Below are 15583 nucleotides of genomic sequence, written 5' to 3'. Positions count from 1 at the left end.
GCCTCATCTCTCGGCCCTATTGTGATGACTCGCGCCGCTCGTTCTGCTGCATTGCCCACAGCGCGGCGTAATGCCCTCCCTGCATGAGTAGTTCGGTATGAGTGCCGCGCTCTACCAAACGTCCCTGATCGAGCACAATAATGTCGTCGGCATCGACCACGGTGGACAAACGGTGGGCGATGACGAGACTAGTATGATCGTCCGCGACACGACGCATGGCTTGGACAATACTTGCTTCCGAGCGGCTGTCCAGCGACGAGGTTGCTTCATCAAACACTAAGATAGGGGCCCGCTTGAGTATTGCCCTGGCAATCGCCACGCGTTGCTTCTCGCCACCGGAGAGCTTCAGACCGCGCTCACCAACCAGCGTATCCAAACCCTTCGGCAAACTCTGGATAAAATCTGCGAGATACGCCGTTTCAACCGCCTCCCAAACCTCTTCATCGCTGGCACCCACGCGACCATAGCGGATATTTTCGCCAATGCTCATATTAAACAGCACGGTATCCTGCGGCACCACCGCAATGGCTGAACGAAGCGACGTTTGTGTGACCTCGCGTATATCCTGTCCATCAATAAGTATCCGCCCCTCGGTCACGTCGTAAAAGCGAAACAACAGCTTGAACAAGGTCGACTTGCCTGCACCGCTACTTCCAACGATGGCGAGTTTCTTTCTGGAGGGTACCGTAAAACTCAAGCCGTGAATAATCGGGCGTTGCTCGTCGTAATAAAAATGTACATGCTCAAAATCGATACGACCTTCGGTAACCTGTAAGGCTGGAGCATTGTCCTTGTCCTGTATCGCAGGCGTCTGTTTTAACAACTTGAACATGGCTTCGATATTGGCCATCGCTCCCTTCATTTCCCGGTATACAAAACCAAGAAAGTTCAGCGGCATAAAGATCTGCATCATAAACGCGTTGATTAAGACAAAGTCGCCAATGGTCATTACGCCATTAATCACTTCCTGTGCAGCCAGGACCATGGCGCAGGTCATGCTGCCAGCAATAATAAACGCCTGCCCACCATTCAATACAAACAGGCTCAAGCGGTTGCGGCGTCGCGCCAGCTCCCAGGCCGCCAACTCGGTGTCATAGTGGCCCGCTTCATAGCGCTCATTGCCAAAGTACTTAACCGTTTCGAAATTGAGCAGACTATCTACCGCTCGCGTACTGGTACGCGATTCTGCTTCATTTGCCTCGCGCACATAACGCGTTCGCCACTCTGTCGCATAGACCGAAAACCCCACGTAACACGCAACAGCGAGGAATACGATCAGTGCGAACCACACGCTGTAGTTTACCCACAGCAAAACGATAACCAGCGCTATTTCGATAAAGGTGGGGACAATATTGAACACCATAAAACGCAGCAAAAAGCTGATGCCGTTAGTGCCGCGCTCAATATCGCGCGACAAACCACCGGTGCGGCGATTAAGGTGAAATTCGAGATCCAGTGCATGCAGGTGCTCAAATACCTTCAATCCAACGCGGCGCATGGCACGCTCGGTAACGCGGCCAAACAGCGTATCTCGCAGTTCGCCAAAAAGCACATTGGCAAAGCGCACCGAGCCATAGGCCAGCAGCAAACCCAGAGGCAATGCGACGATTAGACCAGCCTCATTTGCTTGTTCAAGGCCATCCACAAGGTGCTTGAGAATAAACGGCAAGCCAACACTGGCGACTTTTGCCCCGACCAGGCACAGCAGCGCCAACACAATGCGGCTGCGAAACTCAAATAGGTAGGGCCAAAGCTGGCGTAGAATACGCCAGTCGACGTCTTTGGCGTGAACATCGGTTTGCAAACTGCGCATAGTGAGCTCGTTGGGAAAAGCTCACAGTATACGTTGTTGTAGGAATTCGTGCCGCTTAGGGTTTGTCTGTCAAAGCCCGAATGACATCACCGGCAGCCAGTGGTCTTGCGTAGTAATAGCCCTGTAAGCGATCACATTGCAGCGCCGCAAGTACAATTTCCTGGCTCTGAGTTTCTACCCCTTCGCCCACCACATAATGCCCGGCGATATGGCATAGCGTGATCATGGATTGAATAAACGAAGACGCCTGGATATCCCTGCCGATATCTTTAACAAACACCTTGTCTATTTTGATGCCTTTTATTGGAAGAGAACGCAGCATCTGAAGACTGGAATATCCTGTGCCAAAGTCGTCCAGTAAAAAATCAAAGCCAAGTGCAGCTGCCTCTCTAATATTGGAGAGCGATAGTTCGAGGTCATCTACCAACGATTGCTCGGTAATTTCAAACTGTATGCTGTGCGCCGAAATGTTCCAGTGCGATAATGCATTTTTGATATCGGAGACAAAGTTAGTATCACTTAGATTATCTGCGGTTATGTTAATGGAGAAGGTTTTGTCACCGAGCAACTTTTCATTTCTCAATATTGAGACTTGTTCAAACACTGCATCCAAACAGTAGGTGAAAAGCCGCCTGGCGTAGCCAGCTTCTTCGGCAACCATGACCAGAATCTCTGGGTTTATCGGCTCACCCCTGGAGTCAAACCAGCGAACTAAACTTTCAAAGCCGAGAATACTGCGCGTTTTTGCATCAACAATTGGTTGATAGACAAATGTCAGGCGCCGCTGCCGAAAGGCTTCTTCTAAATGATCTCGGATGTAGAGACAACGTAATATATCAGCGTGGTATTCCCGGCTGTACATCTCTATGCAGTGTTCGGTACCGCGATAACGGTTGCGATAGTAGTAGGTAAAAAAACTGTATAACGTAGAGCGAGAACGAAAGTCCCAAAGCTCTGGGATAAGGCACCCAATCACGCTACAACGACGCTCATCGGCTGATGGGCTTAGCGCCTGCAGCTGGTAATGCAATGCTCCAATAGCTTGATTATCGGTAGCGTAGAGCACCGCAAATGTATTGTATTCCAGGCGTCCAACCGCCAGTGCAGAGTTGCCGAAGGTTTTTAAAACGTTAGCCACGTAACGTTCCTGAACCTGCTCTGGGATGGCAAAGCCCACATCGAGCAGGGTGTGGCAATCAAGGCGAAAAATAAACACACCGTGCGCCGCACTGTCGGTGGAAAAAACGTCCTTAATGGCATGATCAAATTCGCGCCGGTTCATTAATCGCGAAGACCGGGTTAATGTGATGTTTACTGTCTCATAAGACTTCGCAATATCCTGCGACAGTAACCCCGAAATCACATCTAATTTGGTTCGCCCACGAATCAGTGCTTCGACCAATCGGGCACAGAGGACGAGTCGCTCCCGGGTGGACTCTTCAAGCGGCGGCCGAGGTTTGTCGTCGAGAATACACAGGGTGCCAAGCGCAAACCCATCATCAGAATACAGCACCGCCCCAGAATAAAACCGGATATTAGGCTCTCCGGTTACTAAGGGGTTATTTGAGAACCGGGGATCCAAGGCCGCATCTGGGACGGTAAAGACACCCCCGGCGCGAATCGCATGGTCACAAAACGCTATCTCACGTGGGGTTTCTGTTACGCCAACACCCACTTTCGCCTTAAACCACTGCCGCTCTTCATCGACCAGGCTGATAAGCGCCATCGGTACGTCGAACAGGCCCGCGACCAACTCAACCAGCGCATCGTAGGCTGGCTCTGCTGCGGAGTCGAGTAAACCCGTGCGGGTCAGCGCAGAAATGCGAGCATTTTCAACGGCGACCGGTTCCTTTTCGACGTTCTCACTCATTGGGCTCCTCGTAAATCAGTAGCACAACAATTCATCATAGTTCAAAACGCGGTGGTCAAAGTAATGGACTTATTTCAATCTTAGTCGATCTCGCACATATCGCTTCAACCTGCAGCTAATTGCTTATAACCTATTGATGCATAGGAAATAAAAGGTATTTGTCAGTGGGCCAAAGAACGATCGAGCGGCTTATCGTCTCGACCGAAAAACTAATTTCTCAGGTGGGGACCAGTGGCCTCAGGTTAAACTCGGTTGTCAGCGACGCCAATGTCGGAAATGCCGCAGCGGTCAATTATCATTTCAAGAACAAGGCCGGGCTGATTCAAGCGACAATTGAATATCGCATACCTCAGATCATGCATCACCGCAGCGGGGTGGTCGCGGTGCTCTCGGAAACGCCCCGAGGCGATGCCTTTCACTATCAGCTGTTGCTGATACTCTTTCCAATCTTTGAAATCATTCGCACCCAATTGCCTGAAAGCTACTATGGGCGAATGTTACAACGCCTGGATGTTACCAACCCCGACATGGTCAAGACGTTGACCGACCGAACACGGGACCTGGATCTTGGTTTCCGATCGATCATGGAAAACGCACGCCTACAGCTGGAATATCTGGTCGGCGAACGCCGCTGCGCAGAACTCTCAACGTTTATTATAGGCGCTGCAGCGCAGGCTATTGGCGAAATTGAACGCGATTTATGTGCTGGAATAAAAGCGGGCAAGCTGCCACCAGAGCGGGTAACCGAAATAATGGACTACAGTCTGTTTCAACTTCTGACCTTCCTCGTGAACGGCGCATTGCAGAACGCTTTCTCGCTACCAGAACAGGATTTTCACCGTATTTTAAGCGAAAGTAGGCAGCGCAATAGTGACATAGACGGAACGTCGGAATTCGGCATTCAATTTTAGTTCATGTTCTCGGTAAGCTCTTCGTTCACAGCCGAGCTATCTGCGATATCCGACCCGTGCAATTTAGCAAGCTGCTCATCTTTGGCCGACCATAGCTCGCCAACCCATTGCTGAATATGCAGCCGAAAGGCCTCGTCTTCCTGGTAATTACGATTGAGCAGCTCAGCCGGTATAGAGACGGCTTCTCCGCGAACAACCACGCGCTGCAAGCGTCCACAGAGCAGAGCCCAGAAACCGAGGTTGCCGTCGGGGTAATGGATGGTCAGATTAAGCATGGTATGCAACTGATCGCCCATCGCACCCAGCACAAAGCCTGTACCACCAGCCTTGGGTTTGAGGAGGTAGCGGTAGGGTGATTGCTGTGCCTCATGTTTTTCCGGTGTAAAGCGGGTACCCTCCATGAAATTGAAGACCGCCACCGGCGTATGCTTGAATTTTTCGCAGGCGCGGCGTGTAGTTTCCAGATCTTTGCCGCGCAATTGGGGCTTCTTTCGGATCTGCTCCGAGGTGTAGCGCTTCATAAAGGGAAAATCGAGTGCCCACCAAGCCACCCCGATCACAGGAACCCATATAAGCTGTTGTTTAAGAAAGAATTTAAGCATTGGGGTTTTGCGATGGAGAACCTTCTGCACCACCAGAATATCGGCCCAGGACTGGTGATTGCAGGTTACCAGGTACCAGTCATCACGGCGTAACTTATCGAGCCCTTCGACATCCCAGGTAATATCGTTCATCACCTGCAACAGGGCGCTGTTAAAGCCAACCCAGATGGTCGCTATCTCGATCAATAATTTGGTGCACAGAGTTCTCAGCGCCTGTATCGGCACCAGCAATTTAACAAAAGCCAGCACAATCAACGGCACAAACCAAAAGGCCGTCGACAGAATGATTAACAGCAAACTCAGGCTGCCGCGCAGCCAATGGGGAAGAAAGCTCAGCACGTGTTATGTCCATCAGTGTTCTCCGTGCCAACATTGTAAAGTGCTTTCGCCTTATTTGCATGGTCTCAGCGCCGGGTTGCTATAGCCCCACGGCGGTCTGTTAGAGTCGAGCGACGCCGCAGCAATAGGTTAGTGGCTGACAGTTTTACACAGCTGATCACCGTAGTAGTCGTTGCTGTAATTACACACCCATTGGTCGCTCGCTGGGGGGATCAGAAGTCGTTTGATAAGCCTTGTCATTTGGATTGCTCCTGCAATACATAGATACAACGGCTCAAGCTTCTCACTTTACTCATGTGCCATAAATTTGAATTTATTTATTTTTATGATCGGTTTTTTAGGTCATTGCTTGAATCTTTTTTTAGCAAGGCCTCGCGAAATAGCCCCTTTAGATACTCAACATTTGGTACGCCCGCATAGTTGAGCCGAGTGATAAACGCCAGCCTTCGGTGTGGCCCCGGATCTTGTAGTGGGATCGCCACCAGCTCACGGTTGCTACCCAACAACGCGTCGAGAGCCATCTCTGGAACCAGAGTGCTGCCCAGCCGGCCGGCTGCCATCTGGATCAGTGTATGGAGGCTGGTTCCCGCCAGCGCCTGATCAGTCTCACTGGCGGGTAATCGACAAGCCGACAAGGCATGGTCTTTCAGGCAGTGTCCGTCTTTGAGCAATAATAGGCGGGAGTCGCGCAGTTGCTTCCCAGCAACTCGCGTTTTACCAGCCAGGGCATCCGCCCTGTGGGTCACCAGATAGAAATCTTCCGCCCAGAACTCAAAAGCGTGCAGGCCTTCGATTGGGTAGGGTAGTGCGAGAATCGCAGTGTCCAGCTCGCCGTTACGCACCTTATCAACCAATACAGCAGACTGTTCCTCAATGATGGTTATTTGGCTGTTCGGGTGCTGCTCTCTAACCCAGGGCAACGCTTGCGGTAACAGATATGGGCCAATCGTCGGGATAACACCGAGGCTCAAGGGCAGACTCAACGGCGCTTGTTCCTGTTCCGACAGTCGATAGAGATCCTTAACGCCCGCAACCACCTCCCGAGCTTTGGCCAGCACCCGCATTCCCTGCACTGTTACCAGTACTTGCTTATTGTTGCGCTCAAATATTTGCAGGCCCAGCTGACTTTCGAGCTCAGCAATCGCGGTACTTAAGGCCGACTGAGATACCGCGCATTCCTCAGCAGCCCGCTTAAAGTGGCGCTGCTTGTCCACGGCGATCGCGTAGTTCAGCTGTTTCAGAGAAATCATCGGGTTTCCTATTCAGTCAGTATGTATTCGTCAGCCCGTGCAGAGGGTGTTTTAGCGCCTCAATATCCCAAATAATAGAACATATGATTCAAGTTAATTCAATTTATCTGAATCATCACGAGCGCTATTGTGGTTTCCAACGGTGGCGATGTCACCACGGCTCAACGCATTAACCGAGAGGAAAACACTCATGGCTAAAATCAACCAAACCATTCCTGACTTTAAAGCAGAAGCGTTTCACAACGGCGAATTCAAGACCATCACTGCAGACGACGTAAAAGGCAAATGGGCTATTTTTCTATTCTACCCGGCAGACTTCACCTTTGTTTGCCCGACCGAGTTGGAAGATATGGCCAAACACTACGACGAACTGCAATCGCTGGGGGTGGAAGTATTTTCTGTTTCGACCGATACGCACTTTGTGCACAAAGCATGGCACGACACCAGTGATGCCATCGGCAAAATCCGCTACCCAATGCTGGGCGATCCCACAGGAAAAATAGCGCGTGGTTTTGACGTAATGATAGAGGAAGAAGGTGTCGCGCTGCGCGGAACCTTTTTAGCAGATCCAGACGGCGTCATTAAGGTTGCTGAAATCCACGATCTGGGTATTGGTCGCTCTGCAAAAGATATGCTGCGCAAGGTGAAAGCCGCGCAATATGTTCGCGACAACGATGGCGAAGTTTGCCCGGCAGCCTGGGAAGCGGGGCAGGACACCTTGAAGCCAAGCCTCGATCTCGTTGGCAAAATCTAGTCACAAGCCGCCCTCACTCTTGTCGAGAGTGAGGGCCTTTACAAAACACCGGCACAGGAACACAGACCATGTTAAGCCAAGATATTCTAGCCGCAGTTAAGGGCTACACGGAAAACCTGACACAACAAGTAACACTGGTTCTGCAGACCGGTGTTCATGAACAACGAGCAGAACTTTACGCCTTTCTTCGCGACATAAGTAATGTGTCAGATCTTATAAATTTTGTGGAGCGTGATAGTAATTTGCGCAGTCCAATATCATTCTCCATTGAAAACGAACAAGGCGACACTGGTATTCGATTTTCAGGAATACCAGGCGGTCACGAATTTAACTCGCTGATTCTCGCGATACTGCAGGCAGGTGGACACACACTTAAACTTGATGGCGCAATGCAACGACTGGTTCAGGCAATCGATGAGCCCCTGCATTTTGAGGTTTTTATCAGCTTAAGCTGCCACAATTGCCCAGATGTAGTGCAGGCATTAAATCAGTTCGCCTTGTTGAATAACAAGATTGAAACAGAAATGATTGATGGCGCGCTGTTTCAGAAAACCGTCGAAGCACGCGCAATACAGGGCGTGCCCGCGGTTTATCTTAATGGCGAACCATTCGCTAACGGCAAGGTAGACACTGCACAACTGCTCAGTAAGCTGCAACGACGATTTCCCAGCCTCAGCACCACGCCACCTGAGCAGCTACCCACTCAGGACGTTACCGTTATCGGCGCTGGCCCCGCCGGTGTAGCAGCAGCGATTTACGCGGCACGCAAGGGGTTGGCTGTTACACTGGTTGCAGATCGACTAGGCGGGCAGGTAAAAGATACCCAAGGAATTGAAAACCTCATCTCAGTCCCTAAAACCACAGGCCCGGAACTCAGTGGGAATTTGCGTGCTCACCTTCAAGACTACGCGGTCACCTTGCGAGAGCACCAGCAAGTCACTCACATCACAAAGGGAGATATAAAACGCCTGACACTCAGCTCTGGTGAAATCATCAATAGCCGCACGCTGATAATAGCCACTGGCGCCAAGTGGCGCGAACTCGGCGTGCCAGGGGAAAAGGAAAATGTCGGCAGCGGGGTCGCCTATTGCCCTCACTGTGACGGACCCTTCTTCAAAGGAAAAGACGTCGCGGTAGTTGGCGGCGGTAATTCAGGAATAGAAGCCGCTCTCGACCTTTCCGGCATTGTTAGATCCGTTACCGTGTTTGAATTTATGCCGCAGTTAAAAGCGGATCAGGTACTGATAGAACAGGCTCGCAAGCGCAGTAATATCCACCTGCTGACCAATGTGGCAACCCACGAAATAGTCGCCGACGAAGGGAAGGTGAGTGGGCTGGTGTATGTCAACAGAAGCACCGACGAGCGGAAAACACTACCTTTGGCCGGCGTGTTTGTTCAGATAGGCCTGTTGCCCAACAGTGGTTTTCTTCAGGGAGTCGTGGAATTGAGCGAGCGTGGCGAAGTGATCGTCAATGCGCGTGGCGAAACAAACGAAGCCGGCATATTTGCCTGCGGTGACGTGACAACCGTTCCCTACAAGCAAATCGTCGTAGCGCTGGGGGAGGGCGCCAAAGCAGCACTGACAGCCTTCGAGTACTTGCTGGCCACTACCGACGAAGCAGCTGATCTGGCCGCGTAACCCATAAACCGGGGTCGTATCGTATATTTTTTATACGATACGACCCCGGTTTTTCTAGACGTCCAGGTTGGCAACGTTGAGGGCGTTAGTCTCGATAAATTCACGACGGGGTTCAACCACGTCGCCCATGAGCGTTGTGAATATCTGATCGGCAGCTATCGCATCTTCAATCGTAACTCGCAGCATGCGGCGACTCTGGGGATCCATGGTGGTCTCCCACAACTGATCCGGGTTCATTTCACCCAAACCCTTGTAGCGCTGGATGTTGTATCCGCGTTCCGCCTGCTTCATCAACCAGGTGAGGGTTTCGCCAAAGGTTGTAACTGGCTGGGAGCGCTCGCCGCGTTTCACATACGCGCCATCTTCCAGTAGCCCCGACAGTTGCTCGCCAACAGATTTTATTTTTGCATACTCCGAAGAGCCTACAAACTCTCGCGTAATGAGATAGTCAGTGCTCACTCCGTGAGCGATAACGGTGATTTTTGGATAAAAATCGTGGCGTTCTTTGTCTTCGTGGACACTGATCGTATAGCGGTTGTGTTTAGCTTCAACGGTCGTGGCCAAGCGATCCTGCAGATCCTGAGCCCATGCCTCTACAACTGCGCGATCCTGCATCCCTGCCTGGGTAAGGGTGGGTGCATCGAGCATTTGCCACAAGGCTATGTCGGGGTAAACACGGCTGAGGCGATCGATAACCTTTTCCACACTTCGGTAGTCGCGCACCAACTGTTCCAGTTGCTGGCCGCTAATGCCGGGCGCTTCTGGGTGAACGAATAGCGCAGCATCTTCAAGGGCGGAGTTCGTCAGGTAGTCGTTAAGCGCTTCATCGTCTTTCAGGTAGGTATGCGATTTACCGCGACCAATCTTATAAAGCGGCGGCTGGGCGATAAAAATATGCCCCTGTTCAATAAGCTGCGGCATCTGGCGGAAAAAGAAGGTTAACAGCAGGGTACGGATATGGGAGCCATCCACATCGGCGTCAGTCATGATAATAATACTGTGATAACGCAGCTTCTCTATCGAAAATTCTGACTTGCCGATACCACAACCCAGTGCGGTTACCATGGTGCCCACTTCTGCAGACGACAGCATTTTATCGAAACGCGCCTTTTCGACGTTTAGTATCTTACCTTTCAAAGGCAGTATTGCCTGGGTGCGGCGATCGCGACCCTGTTTGGCACTACCGCCCGCAGAATCACCCTCCACAAGGTAGAGTTCAGACAGGGCAGGGTCTTTCTCCTGACAATCTGCCAGCTTACCCGGAAGACCGGCAATATCCAGGGCGCCTTTACGGCGCGTCATTTCGCGAGCTTTACGTGCAGCCTCGCGTGCGCGTGCTGCATCCAGCATTTTCTGTACGACAATCTTGGCTTCGTTTGGATTTTCCATAAGGAAGTCGCCAAACTTATCGCTCATGGCCTGCTCGACCACGGTTTTAACCTCACTCGAGACCAGCTTGTCTTTGGTTTGCGAGGAAAATTTCGGGTCCGGCACTTTTACAGAGATGATCGCGGTGAGGCCTTCGCGTGCGTCATCGCCCGTAGTGCTCACCTTGGCCTTTTTGGCCAAGCCTTCTTGTTCGATATAGTTATTCAGATTTCGGGTAAGACCAGCCCGGAAACCCGCCAGGTGAGTACCCCCATCACGCTGCGGAATATTGTTGGTGTAGCAAAACAGGTTTTCCTGAAATCCATCATTCCACTGCAGGGCAACTTCCACCCCAACACCACCTTCACCTTCGGTCGTGAAGTGAAATACATTGTTTATTGGACTCTTATTCTGATTCAAAAACTCAACGAAGGCCCGCAACCCACCTTCGTAGCAGAAGTTTTCTTTCTCTCCGCTGCGCTCATCGATCAAATCGATATTTACACCAGAATTCAGGAAGGCCAGTTCCCGCAAGCGTTTAGCCAGCAGATCAAAGTGAAACTCAATATTGGTAAATGTTTCCTCAGAAGGGTGGAAACGCAGCTCAGTACCGGAAGTATCCGCATCGCCAACGATGGCCAAAGGTGAGTCGGGTACCCCATGGGTGTAACTCTGTTCATGCACTTTGCCGCCGCGACGAATAGTCAGCACAAGCTTTTTTGACAGTGCGTTAACCACTGAAACGCCCACACCGTGGAGGCCGCCTGACACCTTGTAGGTGTTATCGTCGAACTTACCGCCAGCGTGCAGCACCGTCATGATAACTTCGGCCGCCGAAACACCTTCTTCGTGTATCTCCGTGGGGATGCCGCGACCATTGTCGCGTACCGTTATCGACTCATCGGGGTGGATAATAACCTCTATTTTAGAGCAGTAACCCGCGAGGGCCTCGTCGATAGAGTTATCAACCACCTCAAACACCATATGGTGCAGGCCTGTGCCGTCATCAGTATCACCGATGTACATGCCAGGGCGTTTTCGAACCGCATCTAGACCTTTTAAAACCTTAATACTGGACGAATCGTACTGTTTACCTTCGCTCATGGCGTCCTCTTATTCTGCAACTAATGGAGCAGGGGTGGTCGATCTTTAGGCGTGGGGGATAACCTGACCGTGTTTCACGTGGAACCTTTTCGGTTGTTCTTCGAAACAGGATGCCAGATCGTCTTGTTCTATACTCGTGTAGAAAACCTGGAGCCCTAATTGGCTCAAAATCCGGCAGAGAGCCCGTCGCCTGGAATCGTCCAGTTCTGCGGGCAAATCGTCCACCAATACAACGCTATTTATACCATATTGGCGCAATAACTTCGCCTGGCCGACCCTGAAACTTGCAATAAGACTTTTAAGTTGACCCCGGGACAGCACCTCAAGCGCAGGCTTACCTGCCGCTCTAGCCCTTATATCCGCCCTGTGCGGGCCATCGCGTGTATAGCCTAGCTCCAGATCCCTATCGAGCGAGCTTTCTAGCCGCTCACGAAGGGAGGTCTCACGGTCCCAGCCAGGGTGATAGGAGAGGTTGATTTCTACCGGCTGAGACGATTGCTCGTTAATCGTTCCATAAACCTCCATGACCACCGGAACAAAGGCACTAAAAAGACTTTCACGCAGGGTGTTTATCTCATCACCAGCCGTTGCCACTTCTCGCGTCCAATAGACAAGCTCTTCGGACACTGAAGCATTCTGCTGACGAAGTAGGGCATTGCGATGCTGCAAGGCCTTGCCGTAGCGCTGCCAAATAGGCAGAAAACGTTGAGGTTCCACGTGAAACACCAACCAATCCATTAATTGGCGGCGTTTCTCTGGCGCGCCCTCCAAAAGGGAAAAGGTAGCACTATCGATAACCTGAATTGGCAGCAGTTGCGCTAGACTGCTCGCGGTTTTCACCGTCTGTCCGTCGACCCTGACAAAGGCCGACGCTTCTTGAAGCGCTCTACGCACACCTAGTTTGGTTTCTACGCCGGCGGGATTGATGACACTGCCGGAGACCGTAAAGGCTGTTTCGCCATGACTGATCAACGAGCGCCATTTATGAGTACGGAACGAGCGGGCAGCGCTTAAGGTGTATATCGCTTCAAGAATAGACGTTTTTCCCGAACCGTTCTCGCCGTAGAAAAGATTGGTATTCCCAAAACCTGTCAGCGACACGGTTTTAATATTCCGAAAAGCTTCTATATAGAGACGATCTAATAACATCGGGTGTGCTTGCTCAAACGAAAAAGGGCGCCGCTATTGACGCCCTTTTTCCTTACCGACACGTTATTGATGGGACAATCACAGCCGCATCGGCATAACGACATAGCGAGTTTCTTCACTGTCGATTTCTTCCAGCAGTGCGCTGCTATTGGGGTCTGATAGCGACAGCTTTACGGTTTCGCCGCTTACAGCGCCCAAAACATCCATCAAGTAACTGACATTAAAGCCAATTTCGAGATCAGCCCCTTCGTAATCCACAGCCACCACTTCTTCGGCTTCTTCCTGTTCGGGGTTATTAGCCTGAATTTTAAGCTCGCCGCTGGTCAAACCCAGACGTACCCCGCGGTATTTCTCGTTCGACAAAATAGAAGTTCGACCAAACGCCTGGCGCAATGCTTCACGATCACCCAACACGGTTTTCGTACTACTGCGCGGTAACACGCGTTCATAGTCCGGGAATTTTCCATCAATAAGCTTTGACGTAAACGTAAAGCCCGGCGTTACCACACGAAGATGATTGGCGCTGATCATCACCTCGGCGTCGTGGTTTTCGTCACCCAACAAACGGGTGAGCTCGTTCACCCCTTTACGGGGAACAATCACTTGTAGTGGGTTAGGTGCATCTAATGCCGCCGTCAGGGTACACATCGCCAAGCGGTGACCGTCAGTGGCAACCGTGCGCAATTGACCTTCACTAACTTCCCACAACATACCATTGAGATAATAACGCACGTCCTGCTGGGCCATTGCAAAGGCGGTTTTCTCAATAAGGCGCTTTATATCGCCTTGTTTCAGCGAAAAGCTTTGCCCATTATCACTCTGCTCTACACTAGGAAAATCCGCTGCCGGAAGAGTAGACAGGGTAAAGCGACTGCGGCCCGATTTAAGTATCAGGCGATTCTCATCCAGATTAAATTCGATGTCAGAACCATCCGGGAGCGACTTACAGATATCCACCAGCTTACGCGCCGGTACTGTAATCTCACCCTCTGACTCCGGTGGGGTGGTCAACTCAACCCGACCTATCAACTCTACCTCGAGATCCGTGCCGGTAAGCGAAAGTTCCTGTCCATCCAGCACTAACTGTACGTTTGCCAGAATGGCCAACGTCTGCCGACGTTCCACAACACCAGCTACCAGATTCAAGGGTTTGAGTAAGGCCTCGCGGGCGATGACAAATTTCATGGTCGGAGGGCGATCCTTGTTGGATTTATTGGTTCAATTATAGGCACTTATCATACGGTACTCGGCGCTAAAAGTGCTAGCTTGAGGTGTTTAAAAAGGACACCCGAGCGTCAGGTTGTGAGCGAACGCAGCAGATTTTGATAGTCTTCACGAATGTCTGCGCTGGTTTCACGCAATTCCTTTATTTTCTTGCAGGCATGCAGCACGGTTGTGTGGTCTCGACCACCAAAACTATCACCAATTTCCGGCAGACTCTGGTTGGTTAATTCCTTGGCCAATGCCATGGCCAACTGACGCGGCCGCGCCACGGAGCGACTGCGACGCTTGGAGGTAAGATCGGCTACTTTAATTTTGTAGTACTCAGCTACCGTGCGCTGAATATTATCAATGCTGACCTGCTTATCCTGCAACGCGAGCAGATCTTTCAGAGACTCGCGAATTAGAGGTATATCAATCGAGCGCGCCATAAAGCGGGCACTGGCGATTACCCGCTTGAGAGCACCTTCGAGTTCACGCACATTTGAACGCACCCTTTGCCCGATAAAAAAAGCTGCGTCCTGAGGCAGATCAACCTGCTCCTGCTCAGCCTTTTTCATCAAAATCGCGACCCGCGTTTCCAACTCTGGAGGCTCTACCGCCACCGTCAGCCCCCAGCCGAAACGGGATTTTAATCGCTCTTCCAAGCCATTGATTTCTTTAGGGTATCTATCACAAGTCAGTATCATTTGCTGACCGCCTTCAAGCAGTGCATTGAAGGTGTGGAAAAATTCTTCTTGGGAGCGATCTTTACCCGCGAAAAACTGAATATCGTCAATCAACAAGGCATCGACACTGCGGTAATAGCGCTTGAATTCATTTATGGCATTCAGAGAGAGGGCTTTTACCATATCCGCCACAAACCGCTCTGAATGCAGATAAACTATCTTCGCATCCGGCTTCTGCTTGAGCATTGCGTTGCCCACAGCGTGCATCAAATGGGTTTTCCCCAAACCGACGCCACCATAAAGGAACACGGGGTTGTAGGCTTGGCCGGGATTTTCTGCCACCTGCATTGCAGCAGCGCGCGCCAGTTGATTCGACTTACCTTCCACAAAGGTATCGAAGGTATGGTTTTCAATCAGCGAACTCTGATGCCGAACGCTGCCTTCTACCTCAACGCGGCGTACCGAAGGCGCTGGTCTGACGACGGGCCTTTCCGGAATAGCTGCCAATTCGGCCTGCACCGGTGCCGGCTCGGATGCAACGGCCGGACGATCACTATTTTGCAACGACCGCACAGGAGGAACGCGACGCTCTGCACTGCGGCTACCAATCTCCACCACAACATCAAAAGGCCCAGGCCCAATTTCACCAACCAATTGGGAAATTCTGTCCAGGTAGCGATCAACTACCCAATCCTTTATAAACCGGTTAGGCGCGAATAGCTGCAGCTGGCTGCCATTGGCTACCGCACGCAATGGCCGAATCCAGGTGTTGAACTGCTGGGACGGCAACTCACTCTCTCAATAACCCAGACATTGGTCCCAAGCGACTTCCGGCACTCTTACCTCTCCTGCCTTTTTATAGTTGTGTTTGATCATGGCGACACGCGTCGCTGT

11 protein-coding genes are annotated in these 15583 nt (G+C 51.3%); 3 read left to right on the top strand and 8 right to left on the bottom strand.

Annotated elements, in window-relative coordinates; translation table 11 throughout:
- Positions 1-16: 16 nt before the first annotated feature.
- Positions 17-1813, bottom strand: coding sequence for an ABCB family ABC transporter ATP-binding protein/permease (locus AC222A_RS10330; RefSeq protein ID WP_486774938.1), 1797 nt, complete (start codon positions 1811-1813; stop codon positions 17-19).
- Positions 1814-1868: 55 nt separating this feature from the next.
- The gene (locus AC222A_RS10325; protein WP_486774937.1) at positions 1869-3683 is read right to left on the bottom strand and encodes an EAL domain-containing protein; all 1815 of its coding nucleotides are present in this window, start codon (positions 3681-3683) and stop codon (positions 1869-1871) included.
- A gap of 164 nt (positions 3684-3847) precedes the next feature.
- Between AC222A_RS10325 and AC222A_RS10320 the strand changes: the two genes are divergently transcribed.
- Positions 3848-4594 carry a TetR/AcrR family transcriptional regulator gene (locus tag AC222A_RS10320; RefSeq protein ID WP_486774936.1) on the top strand — a complete coding sequence of 249 codons (747 nt, stop codon included), beginning with the start codon at positions 3848-3850 and terminating at the stop codon, positions 4592-4594.
- On the opposite strand, the gene AC222A_RS10315 is transcribed toward AC222A_RS10320, so the two are convergent.
- Positions 4591-5535 carry a 1-acylglycerol-3-phosphate O-acyltransferase, YihG family gene (locus tag AC222A_RS10315; protein ID WP_372750602.1) on the bottom strand — a complete coding sequence of 315 codons (945 nt, stop codon included), beginning with the start codon at positions 5533-5535 and terminating at the stop codon, positions 4591-4593. The genes AC222A_RS10320 and AC222A_RS10315 overlap by 4 nt on opposite strands.
- Before the next feature lie 323 nt (positions 5536-5858).
- On the bottom strand, positions 5859-6785 hold the full coding sequence (locus tag AC222A_RS10310) for a hydrogen peroxide-inducible genes activator (RefSeq protein WP_372765123.1): 927 nt from the start codon (positions 6783-6785) through the stop codon (positions 5859-5861).
- 190 nt (positions 6786-6975) lie between these two features.
- Between AC222A_RS10310 and ahpC the strand changes: the two genes are divergently transcribed.
- Positions 6976-7539, top strand: coding sequence for an alkyl hydroperoxide reductase subunit C (gene ahpC / locus AC222A_RS10305; protein WP_372759909.1), 564 nt, complete (start codon positions 6976-6978; stop codon positions 7537-7539).
- A 68-nt stretch (positions 7540-7607) separates the two neighbouring features.
- A complete protein-coding gene (ahpF, locus tag AC222A_RS10300; protein ID WP_372810672.1) occupies positions 7608-9179 on the top strand; it encodes an alkyl hydroperoxide reductase subunit F in 1572 nt (523 codons plus the stop codon).
- A 54-nt stretch (positions 9180-9233) separates the two neighbouring features.
- On the opposite strand, the gene gyrB is transcribed toward ahpF, so the two are convergent.
- From gyrB to dnaA, 4 genes are all read right to left on the bottom strand, one after another.
- Positions 9234-11651 (bottom strand): DNA topoisomerase (ATP-hydrolyzing) subunit B, encoded by a 2418-nt coding sequence (gyrB, locus tag AC222A_RS10295; protein ID WP_372764511.1) that lies wholly within the window; start codon positions 11649-11651, stop codon positions 9234-9236.
- A gap of 45 nt (positions 11652-11696) precedes the next feature.
- Positions 11697-12800 (bottom strand): DNA replication/repair protein RecF, encoded by a 1104-nt coding sequence (gene recF / locus AC222A_RS10290; protein WP_486774935.1) that lies wholly within the window; start codon positions 12798-12800, stop codon positions 11697-11699.
- A 78-nt stretch (positions 12801-12878) separates the two neighbouring features.
- The gene (gene dnaN, locus AC222A_RS10285; protein ID WP_372810675.1) at positions 12879-13985 is read right to left on the bottom strand and encodes a DNA polymerase III subunit beta; all 1107 of its coding nucleotides are present in this window, start codon (positions 13983-13985) and stop codon (positions 12879-12881) included.
- A 110-nt stretch (positions 13986-14095) separates the two neighbouring features.
- The gene (gene dnaA / locus AC222A_RS10280) at positions 14096-15478 is read right to left on the bottom strand and encodes a chromosomal replication initiator protein DnaA (RefSeq protein WP_486774934.1); all 1383 of its coding nucleotides are present in this window, start codon (positions 15476-15478) and stop codon (positions 14096-14098) included.
- Positions 15479-15583: the final 105 nt, after the last annotated feature.

It is taken from the genome of Litorivivens sp. (assembly GCF_057445395.1).
The sequence above is the reverse complement of the archived record's forward strand: the minus strand, read 5'-3'. Positions and strand labels throughout refer to the sequence as shown.

Excerpts from the sequence above, each read along its gene's own strand:
- AC222A_RS10330 (WP_486774938.1), bottom strand. The coding sequence starts at position 1,813 with ATGCGCAGTTTGCAAACCGATGTTCACGCCAAAGACGTCGACTGGCGT.
- AC222A_RS10325 (WP_486774937.1), bottom strand. The coding sequence starts at position 3,683 with ATGAGTGAGAACGTCGAAAAGGAACCGGTCGCCGTTGAAAATGCTCGC.
- AC222A_RS10310 (WP_372765123.1), bottom strand. The coding sequence starts at position 6,785 with ATGATTTCTCTGAAACAGCTGAACTACGCGATCGCCGTGGACAAGCAG.
- ahpC (WP_372759909.1), top strand. The coding sequence starts at position 6,976 with ATGGCTAAAATCAACCAAACCATTCCTGACTTTAAAGCAGAAGCGTTT.
- ahpF (WP_372810672.1), top strand. The coding sequence starts at position 7,608 with ATGTTAAGCCAAGATATTCTAGCCGCAGTTAAGGGCTACACGGAAAAC.
- gyrB (WP_372764511.1), bottom strand. The coding sequence starts at position 11,651 with ATGAGCGAAGGTAAACAGTACGATTCGTCCAGTATTAAGGTTTTAAAA.
- recF (WP_486774935.1), bottom strand. The coding sequence starts at position 12,800 with ATGTTATTAGATCGTCTCTATATAGAAGCTTTTCGGAATATTAAAACC.
- dnaN (WP_372810675.1), bottom strand. The coding sequence starts at position 13,985 with ATGAAATTTGTCATCGCCCGCGAGGCCTTACTCAAACCCTTGAATCTG.